The sequence below is a fragment of the Mycolicibacterium gilvum genome (genome assembly GCF_900454025.1).
Lineage (GTDB): Bacteria > Actinomycetota > Actinomycetes > Mycobacteriales > Mycobacteriaceae > Mycobacterium > Mycobacterium gilvum.
The window spans coordinates 6031783-6048006 of record NZ_UGQM01000001.1 but is presented as its reverse complement, the minus strand read 5'-3'; the positions used below and the strand labels follow the sequence as shown (position 1 = coordinate 6048006).

The 16224-nt window shown below is 65.8% G+C and carries 17 protein-coding genes; 5 read left to right on the top strand and 12 right to left on the bottom strand.

The window, feature by feature from the left end; all coding sequences use genetic code 11:
• Positions 1-45 precede the first annotated feature (45 nt).
• The 9 genes from DYE23_RS28605 to DYE23_RS28565 form a co-directional block, all read right to left on the bottom strand.
• Complete coding sequence (locus DYE23_RS28605) at positions 46-957, bottom strand: SDR family NAD(P)-dependent oxidoreductase (protein ID WP_115328773.1); 912 nt, start codon at positions 955-957, stop codon at positions 46-48.
• A 15-nt stretch (positions 958-972) separates the two neighbouring features.
• Entirely contained in the window at positions 973-2139 is a 1167-nt protein-coding gene (locus tag DYE23_RS28600) for an acetyl-CoA hydrolase/transferase C-terminal domain-containing protein (RefSeq protein WP_172527959.1), read from the bottom strand.
• A 55-nt stretch (positions 2140-2194) separates the two neighbouring features.
• Entirely contained in the window at positions 2195-3307 is a 1113-nt protein-coding gene (locus tag DYE23_RS28595) for an acyl-CoA dehydrogenase family protein (protein ID WP_115329152.1), read from the bottom strand.
• A 75-nt stretch (positions 3308-3382) separates the two neighbouring features.
• Positions 3383-3643 (bottom strand): hypothetical protein, encoded by a 261-nt coding sequence (locus tag DYE23_RS28590; protein ID WP_084293884.1) that lies wholly within the window; start codon positions 3641-3643, stop codon positions 3383-3385.
• Positions 3640-4791: an amidohydrolase family protein gene (locus tag DYE23_RS28585; protein WP_197747137.1), complete on the bottom strand. Its 1152-nt coding sequence runs from the start codon at positions 4789-4791 to the stop codon at positions 3640-3642. The genes DYE23_RS28590 and DYE23_RS28585 overlap by 4 nt, the downstream gene beginning before the upstream one ends.
• A gap of 125 nt (positions 4792-4916) precedes the next feature.
• Positions 4917-6065: an acyl-CoA dehydrogenase family protein gene (locus DYE23_RS28580; RefSeq protein WP_115328772.1), complete on the bottom strand. Its 1149-nt coding sequence runs from the start codon at positions 6063-6065 to the stop codon at positions 4917-4919.
• Positions 6062-7549 (bottom strand): class I adenylate-forming enzyme family protein, encoded by a 1488-nt coding sequence (locus DYE23_RS28575; protein ID WP_115328771.1) that lies wholly within the window; start codon positions 7547-7549, stop codon positions 6062-6064. Before DYE23_RS28575 ends, DYE23_RS28580 begins: the two co-directional genes overlap by 4 nt.
• A 126-nt stretch (positions 7550-7675) precedes the next feature.
• Positions 7676-8896: a cytochrome P450 gene (locus tag DYE23_RS28570; protein ID WP_115328770.1), complete on the bottom strand. Its 1221-nt coding sequence runs from the start codon at positions 8894-8896 to the stop codon at positions 7676-7678.
• 22 nt (positions 8897-8918) lie between these two features.
• Complete coding sequence (locus DYE23_RS28565; protein ID WP_069412462.1) at positions 8919-10073, bottom strand: thiolase family protein; 1155 nt, start codon at positions 10071-10073, stop codon at positions 8919-8921.
• Between the two features lie 144 nt (positions 10074-10217).
• Between DYE23_RS28565 and DYE23_RS28560 the strand changes: the two genes are divergently transcribed.
• From DYE23_RS28560 to DYE23_RS28545, 3 genes are all read left to right on the top strand, one after another.
• Positions 10218-11717 carry a class I adenylate-forming enzyme family protein gene (locus DYE23_RS28560; protein ID WP_115328769.1) on the top strand — a complete coding sequence of 500 codons (1500 nt, stop codon included), beginning with the start codon at positions 10218-10220 and terminating at the stop codon, positions 11715-11717.
• Positions 11718-11728: 11 nt separating this feature from the next.
• Complete coding sequence (locus DYE23_RS28555) at positions 11729-12031, top strand: hypothetical protein (RefSeq protein WP_069412460.1); 303 nt, start codon at positions 11729-11731, stop codon at positions 12029-12031.
• A gap of 370 nt (positions 12032-12401) precedes the next feature.
• Entirely contained in the window at positions 12402-12905 is a 504-nt protein-coding gene (locus DYE23_RS28545; RefSeq protein ID WP_069412701.1) for a hypothetical protein, read from the top strand.
• Positions 12906-12977: 72 nt separating this feature from the next.
• On the opposite strand, the gene DYE23_RS28540 is transcribed toward DYE23_RS28545, so the two are convergent.
• On the bottom strand, positions 12978-14207 hold the full coding sequence (locus DYE23_RS28540; protein WP_115328767.1) for an amidohydrolase family protein: 1230 nt from the start codon (positions 14205-14207) through the stop codon (positions 12978-12980).
• Positions 14208-14354: 147 nt separating this feature from the next.
• Here DYE23_RS28540 and DYE23_RS28535 point away from each other — a divergent pair, with 147 nt between their 5' ends.
• Together DYE23_RS28535 and DYE23_RS31000 are read left to right on the top strand one after the other, a co-directional pair.
• Complete coding sequence (locus DYE23_RS28535; protein ID WP_115328766.1) at positions 14355-14978, top strand: TetR/AcrR family transcriptional regulator; 624 nt, start codon at positions 14355-14357, stop codon at positions 14976-14978.
• An 87-nt stretch (positions 14979-15065) separates the two neighbouring features.
• Positions 15066-15215 (top strand): hypothetical protein, encoded by a 150-nt coding sequence (locus DYE23_RS31000; RefSeq protein ID WP_172527863.1) that lies wholly within the window; start codon positions 15066-15068, stop codon positions 15213-15215.
• Positions 15216-15234: 19 nt separating this feature from the next.
• Here the strand turns inward: DYE23_RS31000 and DYE23_RS28530 are convergent, their stop codons facing one another.
• Together DYE23_RS28530 and DYE23_RS28525 are read right to left on the bottom strand one after the other, a co-directional pair.
• A complete protein-coding gene (locus DYE23_RS28530) occupies positions 15235-15660 on the bottom strand; it encodes a DinB family protein (protein ID WP_235660525.1) in 426 nt (141 codons plus the stop codon).
• A gap of 93 nt (positions 15661-15753) precedes the next feature.
• Complete coding sequence (locus DYE23_RS28525) at positions 15754-16176, bottom strand: nuclear transport factor 2 family protein (protein ID WP_115328764.1); 423 nt, start codon at positions 16174-16176, stop codon at positions 15754-15756.
• Between the last annotated feature and the right edge of the window lie 48 nt (positions 16177-16224).

Genomic DNA, 16224 nt, shown 5'->3' with positions numbered 1-16224 from the left:
CGGCCGCGCTTGCTTACCGTCGATGGAGACGGGGTCTGCGCAACACTAGTCAGCGGGTAGCGGCCCGGCCAGTCCCCGCGGCGAGGTGCCGTAGAGCCAGCTGACGGCCTGACCGATCTCGGAGAATGCAAGGGAATTACCGTCTTTGGCGTGGTAGGCGCCGGGTGCCTCGGTGAAGCCGTGGATTCGGGTGAGCTTGTCACCGTTGATGCGCAGGATCTGGCCGGTGAGCCACGATGACTGCGCGGACTGGAGCCAGGCGACCACCGGCGAGCTGCGAGCGGGATCCAGCGCGGGGTCGTCAGCGCGGCTGCCGAACACCTCCTGGGTCATCCGTGACATCGCCAGCGGCGAGATCGCGTTGACCGCAACGCCGTAACGCTGAGCTTCCATCGCGGTGACGATGGTCAGGTTGGCGATGGCGGCCTTCGCCGCGCCGTAGGCGCTCTGCCCGACATTGCCCCACAAGCCCGCGCCCGACACCGTGTTGACGATGTGCGCGTCGATCAGGTTGCCCGCCTTGAATTGCGCCCGCCAGTATTCACAGGCACGCCGGGTGACCGCGAACGTGCCCTTGAGATGCACAGCGATGACGCTGTCCCAGTCGGCCTCGGTGGACGCGGCGACCATGGAGTCGCGCAGGATGCCGGCATTGTTGACCACACCAGTCAGGGACCCGAACGTGTCGACGGCGGTGGACACCATGTCGGCCACGTCGTCCCACGAGGACACCGAACCGGTATGCGCGATCGCCTTGCCGCCCGCCGATTCGATCTCACCGACGACGTCTGCAGCGGGACCTGCTCCGTCACCGCTGGAGCCGTCCCGGCCAACACCGGGGTCGTTCACGACGACGGCCGCGCCTTGGCGGGCCAGCTCGAGGCAATGGCCGCGGCCGATGCCGCGTCCGCCTCCGGTGACGAGCACGACCTTGCCGGTCAGAGGGCCTTCAGGCATCGCTCGTTAACTCCTTCATTTCGAGAACAATTCGGTGATCAGGTGCCGTCGCCGCGACCAGTCGGCGCCCCGCAGGTCGGCGTGACCGGATTCGGTGACGATCACGTCGACGTCGTGGGCGGGGGTCGACGCCGGACGGCTCAGTCGCTCCACCAGGGGTGAGCGGCCGTTCGTCGAAGACGGCACGGCGATGATGGACAACCCGCCGCGGCTGATTGCGCCTGCGGCGCAGTAGTCCGGGTGTCCACCGATTCCGCCGACGACTTTCTCGCCGACGCCTTCGACGTTGATCTGGCCGTACGGGTCGAGCTCGATGGCGGTGTTGACGGCGACGAACGGTGCGCCAGAGGCAAGTCGGACGAAGTCATGGGTGTACTCGATGCCGCGCAGGATGGGCTTGCCGTCCGCCCAGTCGTACAAGACGTCGCTGCCCATCAGATACGTCGCGGACGGCATCGCGGCCAACAGTCCGCGCCGTTCGAGGCCGACGACGGCGTCGGTGAGCAGCCCGGTGTCGATCTGCAGCGGCACTGCTGCGCGGTTCAACAGCGCCGTGCCCAGTTGGCCTGGCCCGTACTGCAGCCGGGCTCCCTCCGGGACGAACCGCAGCACGGAGTCGGCGAGAGCGTCGTGCACCGCTTCGGGCGCCTTGGGCGCCAATCGCATCGGACCGTCGGCGCTGCGCCCGACCACCGTCACTTGAGCGGGGTCCAGCGCAGGCAGAGCGCTGGCCATCGGCGCCGCGCCGTCGACGATCCCCAGTACCGGCACTCCGGCCTGAACGAGTTCACGCTGCCAGGACACTTCGGTAGCGAAATGCAGTTCGCCACCGCGTTCGACGACCCGCGTGATGAGCAGGTCGGGCCGCAGGACCCCGGCGAGTAGAGCGCCGATGGCCGAGAGTCGGGTGGGTATGAAACGCGCTGTCGGGGTTCGTAGTAGGTCACGGACGCCCCACCCGGGCATCAAGGCGGCCACCTCGCCGAATGCGTCGGCCTCGAGGCCGGCGACCGGGCCGGGCAGCCAGCCGAGCACGAGTCGCACCGAACCCACCTCGCGCGCTACACCGCTGAGTGCCGTGCCCATCGATGAGCCGTCGTCGAGACAGGACAGTGCACCGACGCCGTCGCCGAGGGCCACGGTCGTTCCCGGACGGACCGCCTGCCGCAGCGCACCCGACAGGGCGGCTGCGGTCAAAGGCGCTGTCACCGTGGTGATCTGCTCTTCGCGCAGGCGCTCATCGGGGCTCCTTCGGGAGCCCCAGCACCCGCTCACCCAGGATGTTGCGCTGAATCTCGCTGGTGCCACCGAGAATCGTCTGCGCCCGCCCCACAAGCATGTGGTGCACGAGATCGGCCGCCTCACCGGAGTCGGCTGGGTCGACGCACGCGTCGGTGCCGAGCACCTCGGTGGCCACGTCGCCAAGGTCCTGATCAGTCTCCGAGGTCATCAACTTGAGCACGGAGAATGCAGACGACGTGAGATCGCCTGAATCGATCGCACGTTGCCAGGTGTAGCGCAAGAGCCACATCCGGGTCCACAACCGGGTCATGGACCGCGACAGCACCGGGTCGAGGAGGTCATGGTCACGCGCGGCGTTGACCATCCGCTCATGCAGCTGGAACATCGCCACGGCTTGGGTTCCCAGTGTCAGGCGTTCGCGGCCCAACGTCACCATCGCCACGGCCCAGCCTTGTCCGACCTCACCTATCAGTGCATCGTCGCTGAGATCGGCACCGTCGAAGAAAACCTCGTTGAACTTGCTCTCGCCATCCATCTGGACCAACGGCCGCACCGAGACTCCCGGGGCATCCATCGGGACAATGAACATCGACAAGTCGCGGTGCTTGTCGGGGCCGGTGCGGGCCAGCAGGAGCCCGTAGTCGGCCGATGCCGCCGCCGAACTCCACACCTTCTGGCCGTCGATCCGCCACCCGTCGGCGGTGCGCTCGGCTCGTGTCCGCACGCCGGCCAGATCCGATCCCGCGCCCGGTTCGGAGAACAGCTGTGTCCAGACGGCGTCACCGAGCCGAATCGGTTCGAGGTAACGCTCCTTCTGGTCTGGGGTGCCGAACTTGATCAACACCGGGCCGACCAGATCTACGCCCGTGATGTTCAGCTGACGGGGCACTCCCGCTCGGGCGCACTCCTCGGCGAAGGCAGCCTGGTAGGCCACGGTGGCTGCGGCGCCGCCGAATTCGACCGGCCAATGCAGACACGTGTAGCCGTGATCGGCCAGATAGCGGTGCCACGCACGGCCCGGCTCGACGTCGGCCGCGGTGGGCGTGGGTCCGTAGTTCCTCAACCCGGCCGGTTTGGGCGCGCTGTCGAGGAACGCACGAAACTTCATGCGTAGGGCGTCGATGTCCTCGATGAGATCAGGGGAGGCCGCCACCACTGCTCCTTGGCGCGGGACGTGTTGGGATCATTTCCCCGCGCGATAGTCGTTGTATTCGTCTCGGACTGACTCCATGGCGTTGAGCCGGCGCTCCAGCAGCGTCAGTTCCGTATCGGCTGACGCATGGTCGCCCGCGGCGGACCGCACTTCGTCGAGCCGGGCCCGGGTGCGCCCGATCTCTTCGACGAGGCGCTCGCGCGCCTCGTCCTTGGTGAGCAAATCCTGGTCGGTCCAGTCCGAGCGGGCGAGCTGTTCGACCCGCTCCACGTCGTCGCCGGCGGGAGTCACGCCGCCCGCGGGAAGTTGTAGAACGCGCGGGCATTGAGTTCGACGATCTTGTGGGCTTCGTCGTCGGGAACGTCCTTGAGCGCCTGGGCGGCCCGGTCACGGCTCTGCGGCCAGTACGAATCCGAGTGCGGGTAGTCACATTCCCAGGTGATCTGGTCGACCCCGATGTGGTCGCGGACCGCCATGCCGAAGTCGTCCTCGATAAAACAACCGTGAAAGTGCTTCTTCCACAGGTAGCTCGGCGGATGGTCCTGGTTGACGTTGTTGTAGAAGCGGTGCTTGCGCCACACACTGTCGGCGCGCTCCAAGATGTAGGGAATCCAACCGACGCCGCCCTCACTCAAGCCGATCTTCAGCTTGGGATGCCGGTAGAGCGTGTGGCTGAACAACCAGTCGGTCAACGCGGTCATCGACATGGTGCCCATCAGCGTCACGAACACCGCGAACGGGGCATCCGGAGCGATCGGCGGCGGGAAACCACCGGAACCGAAGTGCTGAGCCAGCACCAGACCGGTGTCCTCCATCGCCGAGAGCAGCGGATCCCAGTGATCGGAATGCACCGACGGCAATCCCAGCTTGTCGGGCAGGTCGGGAAAGGTCACGCACTTGGCGCCCTTGGCCGCGACGCGATGGATCTCGGCCACACTGGCCTCGACGTCCCAGAACGGCAACATGGCCACCGGGATGAACCGGTCGGGCGCCGTGGCGGCCCATTCGTCGAGGTGAAAGTCGTTCCACGCAGCCGAACACAGCCGGGCCAGTTCCTTGTCCTCACCCTCAGCGAACACCGCACCGGCGAACCGCGGGAAGGACGGGAAGCAGGTCATCGCCTGCACGCCGTCGATGTCCATGTCGGCGACCCGCGCCTTGGGGTCATAGCAGCCGGGAATCATGTCGTCGTAGCGCACCGGTTCGACGCCGTACTCCTCAGGCTTCTTGCCCGCCACCGCGTTGAGCCCGATATAAGGGTAGATCCGGCCCTCGTACTCCCAGACCTGACACATCTGCCCGTTATCGGGGCGCTCCCACTCGATGATCTTCGGACCAACGTCCAAGTACTTCGTCGGGAGCCGGTCGCTCCACACCTTCGGATGTTCGATCAGGTGATCATCAACCGAGATCAACTCCATCCAGGGCTGCAACGGCACTGGGGCCTCCTCAGGGGCTTCGGGCTGTGAGCAGAAACAGAAAAACATTTAGTTATTTAATGTGAGTCTAGTCACCCACCTGTGACGCGGGCAAGCAGACCCAGTAGTTGGCGCCTAGGGCAAACTCAGTTGAGCTTGGTCAGGTTTGCTAACCGGTCCCAGTGTTGGGCGGGTGCACCGAAAATCACCTCGTCGGTTCGGGCCCGCCGAAAATAGAGATGCGCCGAGTCTTCCCACGTGAAACCAATGCCCCCGTGGATCTGCACATTGGCGCGCACGGCATTTCGCAGCGATTCCGAGCACACCGCCTTCGCCATGCTGGCGCGCCACTGCGCCTCGCCGGCGATCGCAGCATCCTCAGAGTCGAACGCCTGAAGCGCGGCGTGCGACGCCGACCGTGCCCACTCCAGATCAACGAGCATGTCCGCACACTTGTGCTTGATGGCCTGGAAGCTGCCGATGGGACGGCCGAATTGTTCGCGCGTGCGGGCATAGGCGGTGGCAAGTTCGAGGACCCGTTCGCAGGCGCCGACCTGTTCGGCCGACAGCACTGCCAGTGCGACGTCGACGTTGCGCTGGACGAGGTCGTCGACGGGGCCGTCGCCAGACAGGCGCATCGCGGCCGCCCCGGTCAGGGTGATGGTGGCCATCGGCCGGGTCCCGTCGAGCACTCGTTCGGCTTCCACGTCGACGCTGTCGATCTTCGGGTCGAGCAGGAACACCGCAGGCTCGCCGTCGTCTGCTGCGGCGACCACCACGAGGTCATCGGCGGCGGTGCCGCCCAAGACGTGGCGCACGGTGCCGTCGACGCTCCAGTCGTCGCCGCGACGCCTGGCGCGCAGCGTCACCGCGGATCGGCGCCACAATCCGCCGTCGCCGGTGAGGGCTGCGGCCGCGGTGCGCCGGCCTTCGATGAGCTGCGCCAGCCGCTTCTCGGCATCGGGGTAGCGGTCGGCCAGGTCGAGTAGCAGGCCGGTCGCCAGCACCGTGGAGCCGAGGAACGGCACCGGCGCCAGTGCCCGGCCGAGTTCATGGGCGACCACGCCCAGCGCGGACGCGCCGTAGCCGGCGCCACCGAGGTGCTCGGGCAGCGCGATGGCTGCCACCCCGACCTGGTTGCACAGCACGTCCCAGAGGGCGGTGTCGAAACCGGAGGCGGGATCGCCCTCTCCGTAGGCGACGGCCCGGACCCGTTCCTCTGGCGCGATCCGCTCACAGGCGGAGCGCACAGACTGCGCGAGTTCCTGACGTTCGTCGGGCGCCAAGGCCGTCATGAGCTTCCTCCTGCGATCTGACGGGCCAACTCGGACTTGGCGACCTTGCCGAGCCCCGTCAGCGGGAATTCGTCCACGACGACGAGCCGCTCAGGCCACTTCTGCTTCATGAGTCCACGCTCATCGAGGAATGTGCACAGCTCGTCGAGGGTGACGTCGCGGTGGCGGGGCGAACGTCGCACCACCGCACACACCAATTCACCGCGCAGCTCGTCGGGCTGGCCGAGCACGGCGATCTCGTCAACGAGGGGATGGGCCAGCAGCTCGTTCTCCAGCTCGTCCGGCGCGACGTTCTCACCCTTCCGGATGATCAGGTCCTTGGTCCGGCCGGTGACCACGATGCGCCCGTCGGGACGTAGGTGGCCTCGGTCGCCGCTGCGGAACCACCCGTCCTCGGTGCGCGCGTGCTGCCACTGCTCACGATCGGTGTATCCCGGGGTCAGGTTCTCGCCGCGCAGTTCGATCTCGCCGCCGGCACTGATCCGCACCTCCGATCCAGGGATCGGACGGCCCGCGCTGTTGGCGAGTTGTTCTTCGCTGTCGGTGAATTCGCTGACACAGATCATCGGTGCCTCGGTCATGCCGTAGGCGTGCACGACTGGCACGCGCAGGTGTTCACGCACCTGGCGATGCACCTCCGGCGGGCATGCGGCGCCTCCGCCGATCAGCATCCGCAGCGAGGGCATCAGCAAATCTGCTGTGGGGGCACTCATTTGGGCCGTGTTCAGCATCTGATAGAACGCCGTGCTGGCACCGGTGACCGTCACCTCGTGCTCCGCGATCAGCCGGGGCAGATTCTCGGCGGTGACCTTCGGGACAAGCAGCACAGGGAAATCGCCGAGCAGCGCGCAGGCGAGGTAGACCATGCCGCCCACGTGCGCGATGGGGAACGCGATCGTGCCGAGTTCCTTCGGATGGCTGCCTACCCCGAGGTGGGAGACGTACCCGCGGGCGGCGCTGAGCAACGTGGCGTCAGTGTGGCGCACGCCTTTCGGGCGACCGGTGGTGCCGGAGGTGAAGTACACCCAGCGCGGGTCGGTCGGGGCTGGCCCGTCGAACTCCGGGTGCGCTGTCGCGGTCACGGTTTCGAGCCTGGCGAGGAGGTCGGGTGGCACCGTGACGGTCGGCATTTGCGGCGCATCGCTCGCCGTCGACTCGTCGACCAGCAGGATGTCGGCGTTCGCGACCTCCACAGCCGAACGGACCTCTCGTAGCCGGTAGAGGTGGAGCACCGGCGCCTGGACGACGGGCATCCGAGCCAGACCCAGCATCACAATTGCCGCATTGACGGTTGCCGGCATCTGCCAGGCAACCGTCATGCCGGGCCGTATACCGGCATCCCACAGCCATTGCGCTGCGGCCGACGTCAATGCGGCGACGTCTGACACCGTCAAACTGTGGCCCTCTACGTCACGTAGCAGCGGACGTTGCGGCCTGTCGGCGGCGCACTCGTCGAGCAGCCCGGCGATGGTGCCAGCAGTCACTGAGCACCTCCCGTTCTGCCCACACAATCTAAACATTTAACCAATTGAGCGACCCCAGCTTCAGCTGTTCGTCGTTGCCGATCACGACAGCCGAATAGTCAAGCCGAACACGCGGACACGCTGTTGTCAGCCCAACCGCTTGCCCGGCGTGAACCTGACCCGCAGCTTACGCACGGCGTACACCTCACCTGCGTCTTCGAAGAGTTCGGGTTCCGCCGCCAGTTCGAAGTCGGGCAGTCGCTTCAGGATCTGGGTCATCATCACCTCGAACATCATCTTGGCGTAATGGGACCCGAGGCAGCGGTGCATGCCGACCCCGAATGCCATCTGCTTCTTGGCATTCGGGCGCGACAGGTCCAGTTTGTCGGGATCCTCGAACACGGCCGGGTCTCGGTTGGCCGCGGCCCACATCAGGATCGCGCGGTCGCCCTGACAAAGTGGCTGACCGTGGAACTCGGCGTCGCGAGACACCGTGCGCGCGAGGCCGAGGGTCGGCGTATACAGCCGCAGCAGCTCGTCGGTGCCCTTCTTGATCAGGCCCGGATCATCGATGAACTGCTGGCGCAGGTCGGTGTCGCGGCACAGGCGGGCAAGCACGTTGCCGGTGAACCCGCTGGTGGTGTCCATGCCCCCGAGCATCATCAGCACCGTGTACATGGTGATCTGCCCGTCGTCGAGCGGCTTGCCGTTCAGCGTGCCACGCAGGATGTCGCTGAACAGGTCGTCGCCCAGCCCCTCCGCCCGGCGCTCCTCCATGTGCTTGACGATTTCACCGAACATCTCCATGCCGGCGATCCCGGCCTTCTCCGGGTCGTGGGCGCGGTCGTGCACGGTGCTGTGCACCCAACGCACCCAATCCATGTGCCGCGACTCGTCGAACTTCAGCAGCCGCAGGATGAGTCGCGCCGGTAGTGGTGTGGTGAGCTCGCCGACGAGGTCGCATTCGCCGCGCTCGATGAACGCGTCGATGGCCTCGTTGGTCATCTCGATGGCGCTCTCGCGAAACCGCTCCGCCGAACCCGGCGAGAACCGCCGCAGAGTGACCTCGCGCAGCTCCTGGGTCTCAGGCGGGTCTGACTCGATCGGCAGGATCGGTAGAGGCATCTCGCTGGCCGGCACGCCGACTGACGGGAAGGAGTTGAAGAGGGCGTCGTCGCGGGCGGCTTCGAACACCGACGCGTAGTCGACCAGCGCCCAGAAGCCCTCGTAGTGGTCGGAATGCGCTACAGGACAACCTGATTCGCGCATCTTGCGGAAGGTGCCGTGCGGATCCTCGCGAAACTCAGCCGAGTGGTGGTCGAGATGCACCTCGGCGCGGGGACGCGAGTCGGCCTGAGTGTCGGTCATCTGCTGTGAACCCCTTCGTCGATTACTTGGAGAGGATGGCGACGGCGGCGGTTCCGGGCGCCCCGTACAGCTGAGCGAGCCCGACCCGCGGATCATTGGGTACCTGGCGGTCACCGGCGGTACCGCGCAGCTGCTGCACGAGCTCGTAGACCTGGCGCAGTCCCGAGGCCCCAACCGGTTCACCATTGGCGATGAGTCCACCATCGGTGTTGATCGGCAGCCGCCCGCCGATCTTGGTGGCCCCGTCGGCGAGCAGTGCCTCCTGCTCACCGTCCTTGCAGAGCCCGGTCTCGGCCATGTGGATGACCTCCGACCCGGAGTCGGTGTCCTGCAACTGTGCGACGTCGACGTCGTCGGGGCCGATGCCGGCCAATTCGTAGGCGGCCTGCGCGGCCTCGGCCGTGGTGCCGGGCCTGATCGGCAGTTCGATCGACGTCCGCAGCAGTTCGTAGGCGCCCTCGCGTCGACTCCGAAGCGCGGTCGAGCGCAGGTAGATCGGGGTATCGGTGTACTGCTTGGCCTTGTCGGCACGGCACACCACCACGGCGGCGGCCCCTTCGTTGGGATTGCAGTACATGTACTGACGCAGCGGCGCGTTCACAACGGGAGAGCTCAGAATCGCGTCGATACTCATGGGCTTGCGGCGCCAGGCATGCGGCGCGAGTTCGCCGTTCTCCATGTTCTTGGCCGCGACGCGGGCCAGTGTCTCCTCGCTGATGCCGTGGTCGTGCATGTACCGCATGATCTTGGTGCCGAAGTAGTGCGTCGTGAGGAACATGCCCTGATCGCCGTACCACTGCGGCAATCCCGAGACCGACGGGTCGGCTCCGAACGCGCCGCGCGGGTGCTTGTCGAGCCCGACGCCGACGGCGATGTCGGCCTCGCCGAGCTGAACGTCACGGGCGGCCAGGGTCAGCAGCGAGTTGCCCGTAGCGCAGCCGCTCAGCGTCGCCCGTGCCGGGATTCCGGTCATCCCCGCCAGCCCGGTCACGGCCTCCGGGTTCGCCACCTCGAGGCTGCCCGCATACAGGCTGCCTACGTCCGACCACGGGACGCCGGCGTCGCGCAACGCCCGGCTGATCGCCACGGCACCCATTTCCAGCGCCGACCGGTCCTCGTACCGTCCGAAGGGGTGGAGTCCGACGCCGATGATGGCGATCTCGGGCGTGCTGGTCATTGCGTTCCTTTCGGCAGGCGTCATGTCGTTCCCACCGTCGGCAGGAGTGCGCGTTGACTTGGATGCCTGTAAGCCTATAACTATATAGCTGATTCTGTGATCGGGGTCTAGGATCGCCGTACTCGGAGTAGTGAAGGCAGGGCGTTGAGCATTTCGTTGTTGTTGGAGATGGCGGTCTCGGGCGACCCCGGTCGGGCTGCGTTGGTGGACGGGAACACCCGACTGACGATCGGAGAACTCAGCGCGCTGGCCGATGGCGGTGCGGGGGTGATCGCGGCGTCGGGCGCCGAGCACGTGGTGTACGTCGGCCTGGGCGGCGCGATGCAGCCGCTGCTGATCTTCGCTTCGGCGCGCGCCGCACGCGCGTACACCCCGCTCAATTACCGGTTGAGCACCGACGGTGTCCAGGAGTTGATCGAACGACTACCCGATCCGCTGGTGATCGTCGACAAGCGCTATCGCGACGCCGTCGGCGATGCCGCTGACCGCGTGATCGAGTCCGAGGAGTTCCTCGAGGCGGCGCGCACCGCGGAACCGGCAGCGGAGTTCGCCGACCCCGACGCCGTGGCGATCGTGCTGTTCACCTCGGGCACGACGTCGAAGCCGAAGGCGGTCGAGCTGTCGCACACCAACCTCACCAGCTATATCACCGGCACCGTCGAGTTCGGTTCGGCCGATCCCGACGACGCGGCGCTGATCTGCGTGCCGCCGTACCACATCGCCGGCGTCAACGCGGCGATGTCGAATCTGTACGCCGGCCGCAAGATGGTGTACCTGCCGAACTTCGACGCCCGCGAATGGGTGCGCCTCGTCGCCGACGAGCGGGTGACCACCGCCACCGTGGTGCCGACCATGCTGGACCGCATCGTGACCGCGCTGGAGCAGGAGCCGACCGACCTGCCGACGTTGCGCAACCTGGCCTACGGCGGCTCGAAGGTCGGACTCCCGTTGGTGCGCAAGGCGCTCGACCTGTTGCCGAACGTCGGTTTCGTCAACGCCTATGGCCTGACCGAGACCAGTTCGACCATTGCGGTGTTGACGCCTGACGACCATCGCGACGCGCACGGCAACCCCGACGAGACGATCGCGAAGCGGCTCGGTTCGGTGGGCCAGCCGGTGCCCGGCATCGAGGTGCAGATCCGTGACGAGCACGGCAAGGTGCTCGGAGCGGGGGAGTCGGGCGAACTGTTCGTGCGCGGTGAGCAGGTCTCTGGAAAGTACACCGGGCTCGGGTCCGTCTTGGACGACGAGGGCTGGTTCCCGACGAGGGACATCGCCACGCTCGACGAAGCCGGGTATCTGTTCATCAGCGGGCGCTCCGACGACACGATCATTCGCGGCGGCGAGAACATCGCGCCTGCCGAGTTGGAGGACGTGCTCATCGAGCACCCCGACGTGCACGCAGTGGCCGTCGTCGGGGTAGAAGATCCGAATTGGGGGCAGGCTATCGTCGCCGTCGTGGTGCCTGCCACGGGCATCGACCCCGATCCCGACGAACTGCGCGAGCACGTACGGAAGTTCCTGCGGGGTTCGCGCACTCCCGACCGGGTCGTCTTCCGTGACGAGCTGCCGACCAACGCCACCGGCAAGCTGCTTCGTCGCGAGATCGTTGCGGATCTTCGCGACGCGAACGTTGAAAAGTAAAGGAACGTAACATGATCAAGAATGGAACCCGCCTGCAGAGTCAGGTGTGCGACACGCAGGTGATCGTCGTCAAGGCGGCCGAGAGCCTCGACGACCTGCGCTGCGGTGGCTTGCCGATGCTGCCGCTGGACGCCGATCGGCCCGCGGACGCGCAGCTGGATCCGGCGTTCGCCGACGGCAATGCGATGGGTAAGCGCTACGTCGACGCGACCGATGCCGAAGTCCTCGTCACGAAGGCGGGGGCGGGGACTCTGAGTGTCGGTGCCACCGCGCTGGCACTCAAGGAGGCCAAGCCGCTACCGGCCAGCGACTGAGGCGACCCGCCGGCTGACCAACTGCTGCCGGCACTGGGAATTGCGCGGAATCCCGGTTCTTCGACATCGAGGACACCGAGGGTTGTCCTGTCCCGCCGCCGCCCACCTCGGAGATCTGCCGGGCAACGGCGGTTCTGGTTGGCCGAGGAATAGGTGACCTACCGACCTAGGGGTGTCGCAGGCCCGCTCGACGAGCGATTGGAGCTCGCGACGGACGATCTTGCCGGTGCTACTGCGGGGGAGTGCGTCGAGCACTGTGATCGTGCGCGGCACCTTGTAATTGGCGAGGTTCTCCCGGACGTGGGCATGTCGATCAACTCAACATCTCGGTGAAGCTCATCTGTAGTCCGCTCAGAGAAAGGAAGTGTTCGTGAGAGGTGGACCGTCGATCAAGCACCTCGACGACGTACCGGCTGAGGAGATGCTGCGCTACGAGTTCGCGGATGGTCACACGGCGTCGATCTGGGAGAAGTGGATCGAGCTGACACCGCGCTACTTCGCGTTCTGGAACAAGTGGGATCCGGGTGCAATCTCCTCGCAGCACGGCCACACCGGCGATCACAGCAACTTCATCCTGGCCGGTGAGATTCGTTGTGGCGACATCGTCGCCCGCGCCGGCACGCACATCATGCTGGAGTGGGGTGACGTTTTCGGCCCGTGGGAGGCCGGCCCGCAGGGCTGCGAGCTGTACGGGTTCATCGCCGGCGAGGGCCAGCCGTTCGGCGGTGACACATCCGCCTACGAAGCGCTCCTCCAGGAGCGTGGGGCCCGACCGGTCCCGCTACCGATGCCCAAACGTCTGCCGCCGTGGATTCTTGCCAAACTCGGCAACGGATTCACTTCGTCGGTCACCCAGTGGAGTACGTCGGACTGAGGTCGTCAAACCAACCGCGGAATAGCTTGTATTGGGCTACAAGCTATTCCGCGGCAGAAGTTGATCACTGATTCATGCGTTCGCCAGCGCGGGGGGCTTGACCGCCTCCGGATCGGGGTTGGCCAGCGGGAGTCCCATGAAGCGGCGGGCGTTGTCACCCATGAAGTCGTAAGTGCGGCGAACGTCCATGCCTTCGGCGTACTTGAAGTAGCCCTTGGGGGTGGCGAGGCCTTCGGGGTGGGGCCAGTCCGAGCCGAACATGACCTTGTCCCATCCGACGGTCTCGACGACGTCGGCGACCGAGCCCTCCCAGAACGGGCTGACCCAGCAGTTACGGCGGAACACCTCGTGCGGATGCTCTTCGAAGTTCTGCGGCATCTTCTTGTAGGTCATCTCCAGATCATCGAACAGCGGCTTGATCCAAGCACTTCCGTTCTCCACGCTGGCGATGCGCAGCTTCGGGAACCGGGTGAGCGTGCCGTGGCAGATCAGGCTGGTCAGCATGTCAGCGATCTCGCGGTGGCCCAGCGCGGTCCACTTGAACGCCGACATCTCGAAGGCGCTGCTGGTGTCGGCGGGTTCCCACTTCTCGATGTACTCCTGCAGTGGGGGTTGGCTGGCATGCAGCACGATCGGCAGCCCGGCCGCCTCGACGTCGCGCCAGAACGGGTCGAACTCCGGCAGCGCGGGGGAGCGCCAACCCTTGTACCCCTTGACCGGTGCGGGCTTGATCAACGCGACCTTGGCGCCGTTCTCGAGAATGTATTCGAGTTCGCGGCGGCCCTCCTCGACGATGCCCAGGTTGATCACCGGTGTCGAGTAGATCCGGTTCTCGTGGTTGAACCCCCAGTGCTCGTGCATCCACTGATTCAGTGAATGGATGATCGCCGCGGTCAGTTCAGGGTCCTCGGCCGAGGAGTGTTCGACCAGGTTGGCCAGGGTGGGGTAGTTGATACACGCTTCGACGCCTTGGCCGTTGAGTTCGGCGATGCGGTCCTCGGGGTTGCGCGCCCCTGGCGGGCAGTCGATGCCCCGGCCGGACATCTCGCGCATCGTCAATCCCTCAGGGTTCTGGCCGGAGTAGAACTTTTCGTGCGCACCGGGCGCAGCGACCCGCTCGAAGGTCGGGTTCGGCATGTAATCGGTGATCTTGTTCAAGATCGCGATCCGGGTATGCCGGCCTATCTGGACGAACTGCACGGATTTCTTGTACTTCTCCGGCAGGAACTTCAGCAGTGCATCCGGGGTCTCGTACATGTGCTGATCGGCGTCGAAGATCGGTGCGTCGGTGAACTGGGTCATCGTTGTGCCTCTCGCTGCTCTACATCGGGCTTGCGTATGAGCCTGGCGCAACTTGACGATTGTGTCAAGTATTGCCCTGAAGAAGTTGGATAGCTGTCTTCAAGTGCAGTTATTGCGCTTGACGATGTTGTCATATAGCGTCGCCACATGACGGTCGCCTCAAGTGCTCCTGACGCGTCGCCACAGGACGCCACCCGCGGTGAGCGGACCCGCGCGGCAATCCTGAAGGCAAGCCGTCGACTTTTTCTCGAGCGCGGATATGCCGGCACGCCCATCAACGCAATCACCGAGGCTTGCGGTATCTCGCGCGCGGGCTTCTACACGTACTTCAAGGACAAGCGCGAGATCTTCAACGTCCTCGGCCAGACGGCGTATCACGACGTCCTGGCTGTCATCGCCGAATGGGCGGAGGCGGAGGCGCCGTTCAGTCCCGCCGACATTCGGGTGTGGGTGGGCCACTACTTCGACTACATGGATCATCACGGTGCGTTCGTGCTGGCGTCGGCGCACTCCGCCCCTGACGACGATGCGTTTCGAAACTCGCGCAATCGCATGGTGACTCGCGCGTCGTGGAAGTTGGGACAGGCTATCTCCAGGGCCGGCGCCCACTCACCGGACGTCATCGGCGTTGCGGTGATGGGCTTGCTCGACCGGGCCTGGCACACGGTGAATCGGCAGACCGTTGCCGTCGACCGCGACGAAATGATCGCGGTGGTCGCCGAAATGATTACGGCGATGGCGGTTCTCGGCGCGTCGGGATCAGCCGTCTAAGCACCGACCGGTGTGGGTAACCGTGGAACCGTAGACGACGCCGGTCCAGCCTCGCGCCGGCTCATTCGGACACCGAAGGAGCACCACATGTCAGGCTTCGATACGAGCCAGCCGATCGCCGACGAGAAGTCGCTCAAGGATATCGACCCCGCCGACAAACGAGGCGCGGCCGCCGCCAGCGACCCCGAATCCCCCGAGTCGGACCAACTCGGCGACGCCACACCGGGCCCTCGCTGACGGGCAAATCCCAGAAGCTCTACGGGTCAAGACCTCCCAGGCGTCGAATGTCACCGAGGTGATGATGGCATTCATGCCAGGCGCTGCGCGCGACGAGCGCAACTGAGATCTCCCGACCGTCGAGCGTCACCGGGTGGTCGGCGGAATCGTCGTCCATAGCAATTAGCGCATCGGCGAGCCGTTGGATCCGTCGCTCGAACTGCGCGAGCAGTTCATGCGGATCGGCGTCGTTGTAGGCGGACTGGGCGACTGACTCGTCCGGGTCCACCGCTGGTATCAGCGGATTGTTTTCGGACAGCGCACACTCGATGAGCCAGCGGTGGAACGCCATCGACTCCCGTAGGTGCCCCAGGTACTCGAGCGGGGACCATACCGTGGCTGCCGGTCTGCGCCGAAGCTCATCACCAGAGATGGCAAGGACGCTGGCGCCGATCGCCTGGGACATCGGTGACAACTCCGTGGCGACGTCCGACGGTAGCGTCTCGGACTGATCGAAACCGCACTCGCGACAGATCTCCTCCATGACCGGATCCTTGGATCAGCTGGCCGGTGCGCTGCCGGTTTTCGCGGTCCACTTTCCGTAGGGGATGTGGTCGGGGATCTCCCAGAAGCTGCGCACGGAGCTGGTGCCGTCGGCGTTGACTCGCCACACATCGACGCTGGGGATGACGAGTGCCTCGCCCTGGTAGGTGCCTTCGTTGTGGCACACGACGACGGCCTCGGATCCGCCGAGGATGATCTGCTCGATGCGAACGGCCGGGTGATTCGGCCCGGTGCGATCCCACAGTTCGGCGGCCAGTTCCCAGCCCCGTTTGACCGGTGTTCCGACCGGGTCCTCGAGCGTCGGTTCGCCTGGCGCGGCGTGCTTCCAGTGCTGCAGCCAGCCCTGCTTGTCCTGGTCGTTGCACAATTCATACCAGCGCCGGATGAAGTGCTCGAGATCGGCACCTGTGATCGTCATTGAAAGTCATGCCTTTCTGGGAGGTTGGGTGTCAAGCACATGTGGCTC

What these genes read in the sequence shown, in the direction of transcription:
- DYE23_RS28535 (WP_115328766.1), top strand. Translation starts at nt 14,355, where the DNA reads ATGACGGTCGCCTCAAGTGCTCCTGACGCGTCGCCACAGGACGCCACC.
- DYE23_RS28605 (WP_115328773.1), bottom strand. Translation starts at nt 957, where the DNA reads ATGCCTGAAGGCCCTCTGACCGGCAAGGTCGTGCTCGTCACCGGAGGC.
- DYE23_RS28580 (WP_115328772.1), bottom strand. Translation starts at nt 6,065, where the DNA reads ATGACGGCCTTGGCGCCCGACGAACGTCAGGAACTCGCGCAGTCTGTG.
- DYE23_RS28540 (WP_115328767.1), bottom strand. Translation starts at nt 14,207, where the DNA reads ATGACCCAGTTCACCGACGCACCGATCTTCGACGCCGATCAGCACATG.
- DYE23_RS28565 (WP_069412462.1), bottom strand. Translation starts at nt 10,073, where the DNA reads ATGACCAGCACGCCCGAGATCGCCATCATCGGCGTCGGACTCCACCCC.
- DYE23_RS28595 (WP_115329152.1), bottom strand. Translation starts at nt 3,307, where the DNA reads ATGAAGTTTCGTGCGTTCCTCGACAGCGCGCCCAAACCGGCCGGGTTG.
- DYE23_RS28530 (WP_235660525.1), bottom strand. Translation starts at nt 15,660, where the DNA reads ATGTCCCAGGCGATCGGCGCCAGCGTCCTTGCCATCTCTGGTGATGAG.
- DYE23_RS28525 (WP_115328764.1), bottom strand. Translation starts at nt 16,176, where the DNA reads ATGACGATCACAGGTGCCGATCTCGAGCACTTCATCCGGCGCTGGTAT.
- DYE23_RS28555 (WP_069412460.1), top strand. Translation starts at nt 11,729, where the DNA reads ATGATCAAGAATGGAACCCGCCTGCAGAGTCAGGTGTGCGACACGCAG.
- DYE23_RS31000 (WP_172527863.1), top strand. Translation starts at nt 15,066, where the DNA reads ATGTCAGGCTTCGATACGAGCCAGCCGATCGCCGACGAGAAGTCGCTC.
- DYE23_RS28570 (WP_115328770.1), bottom strand. Translation starts at nt 8,896, where the DNA reads ATGACCGACACTCAGGCCGACTCGCGTCCCCGCGCCGAGGTGCATCTC.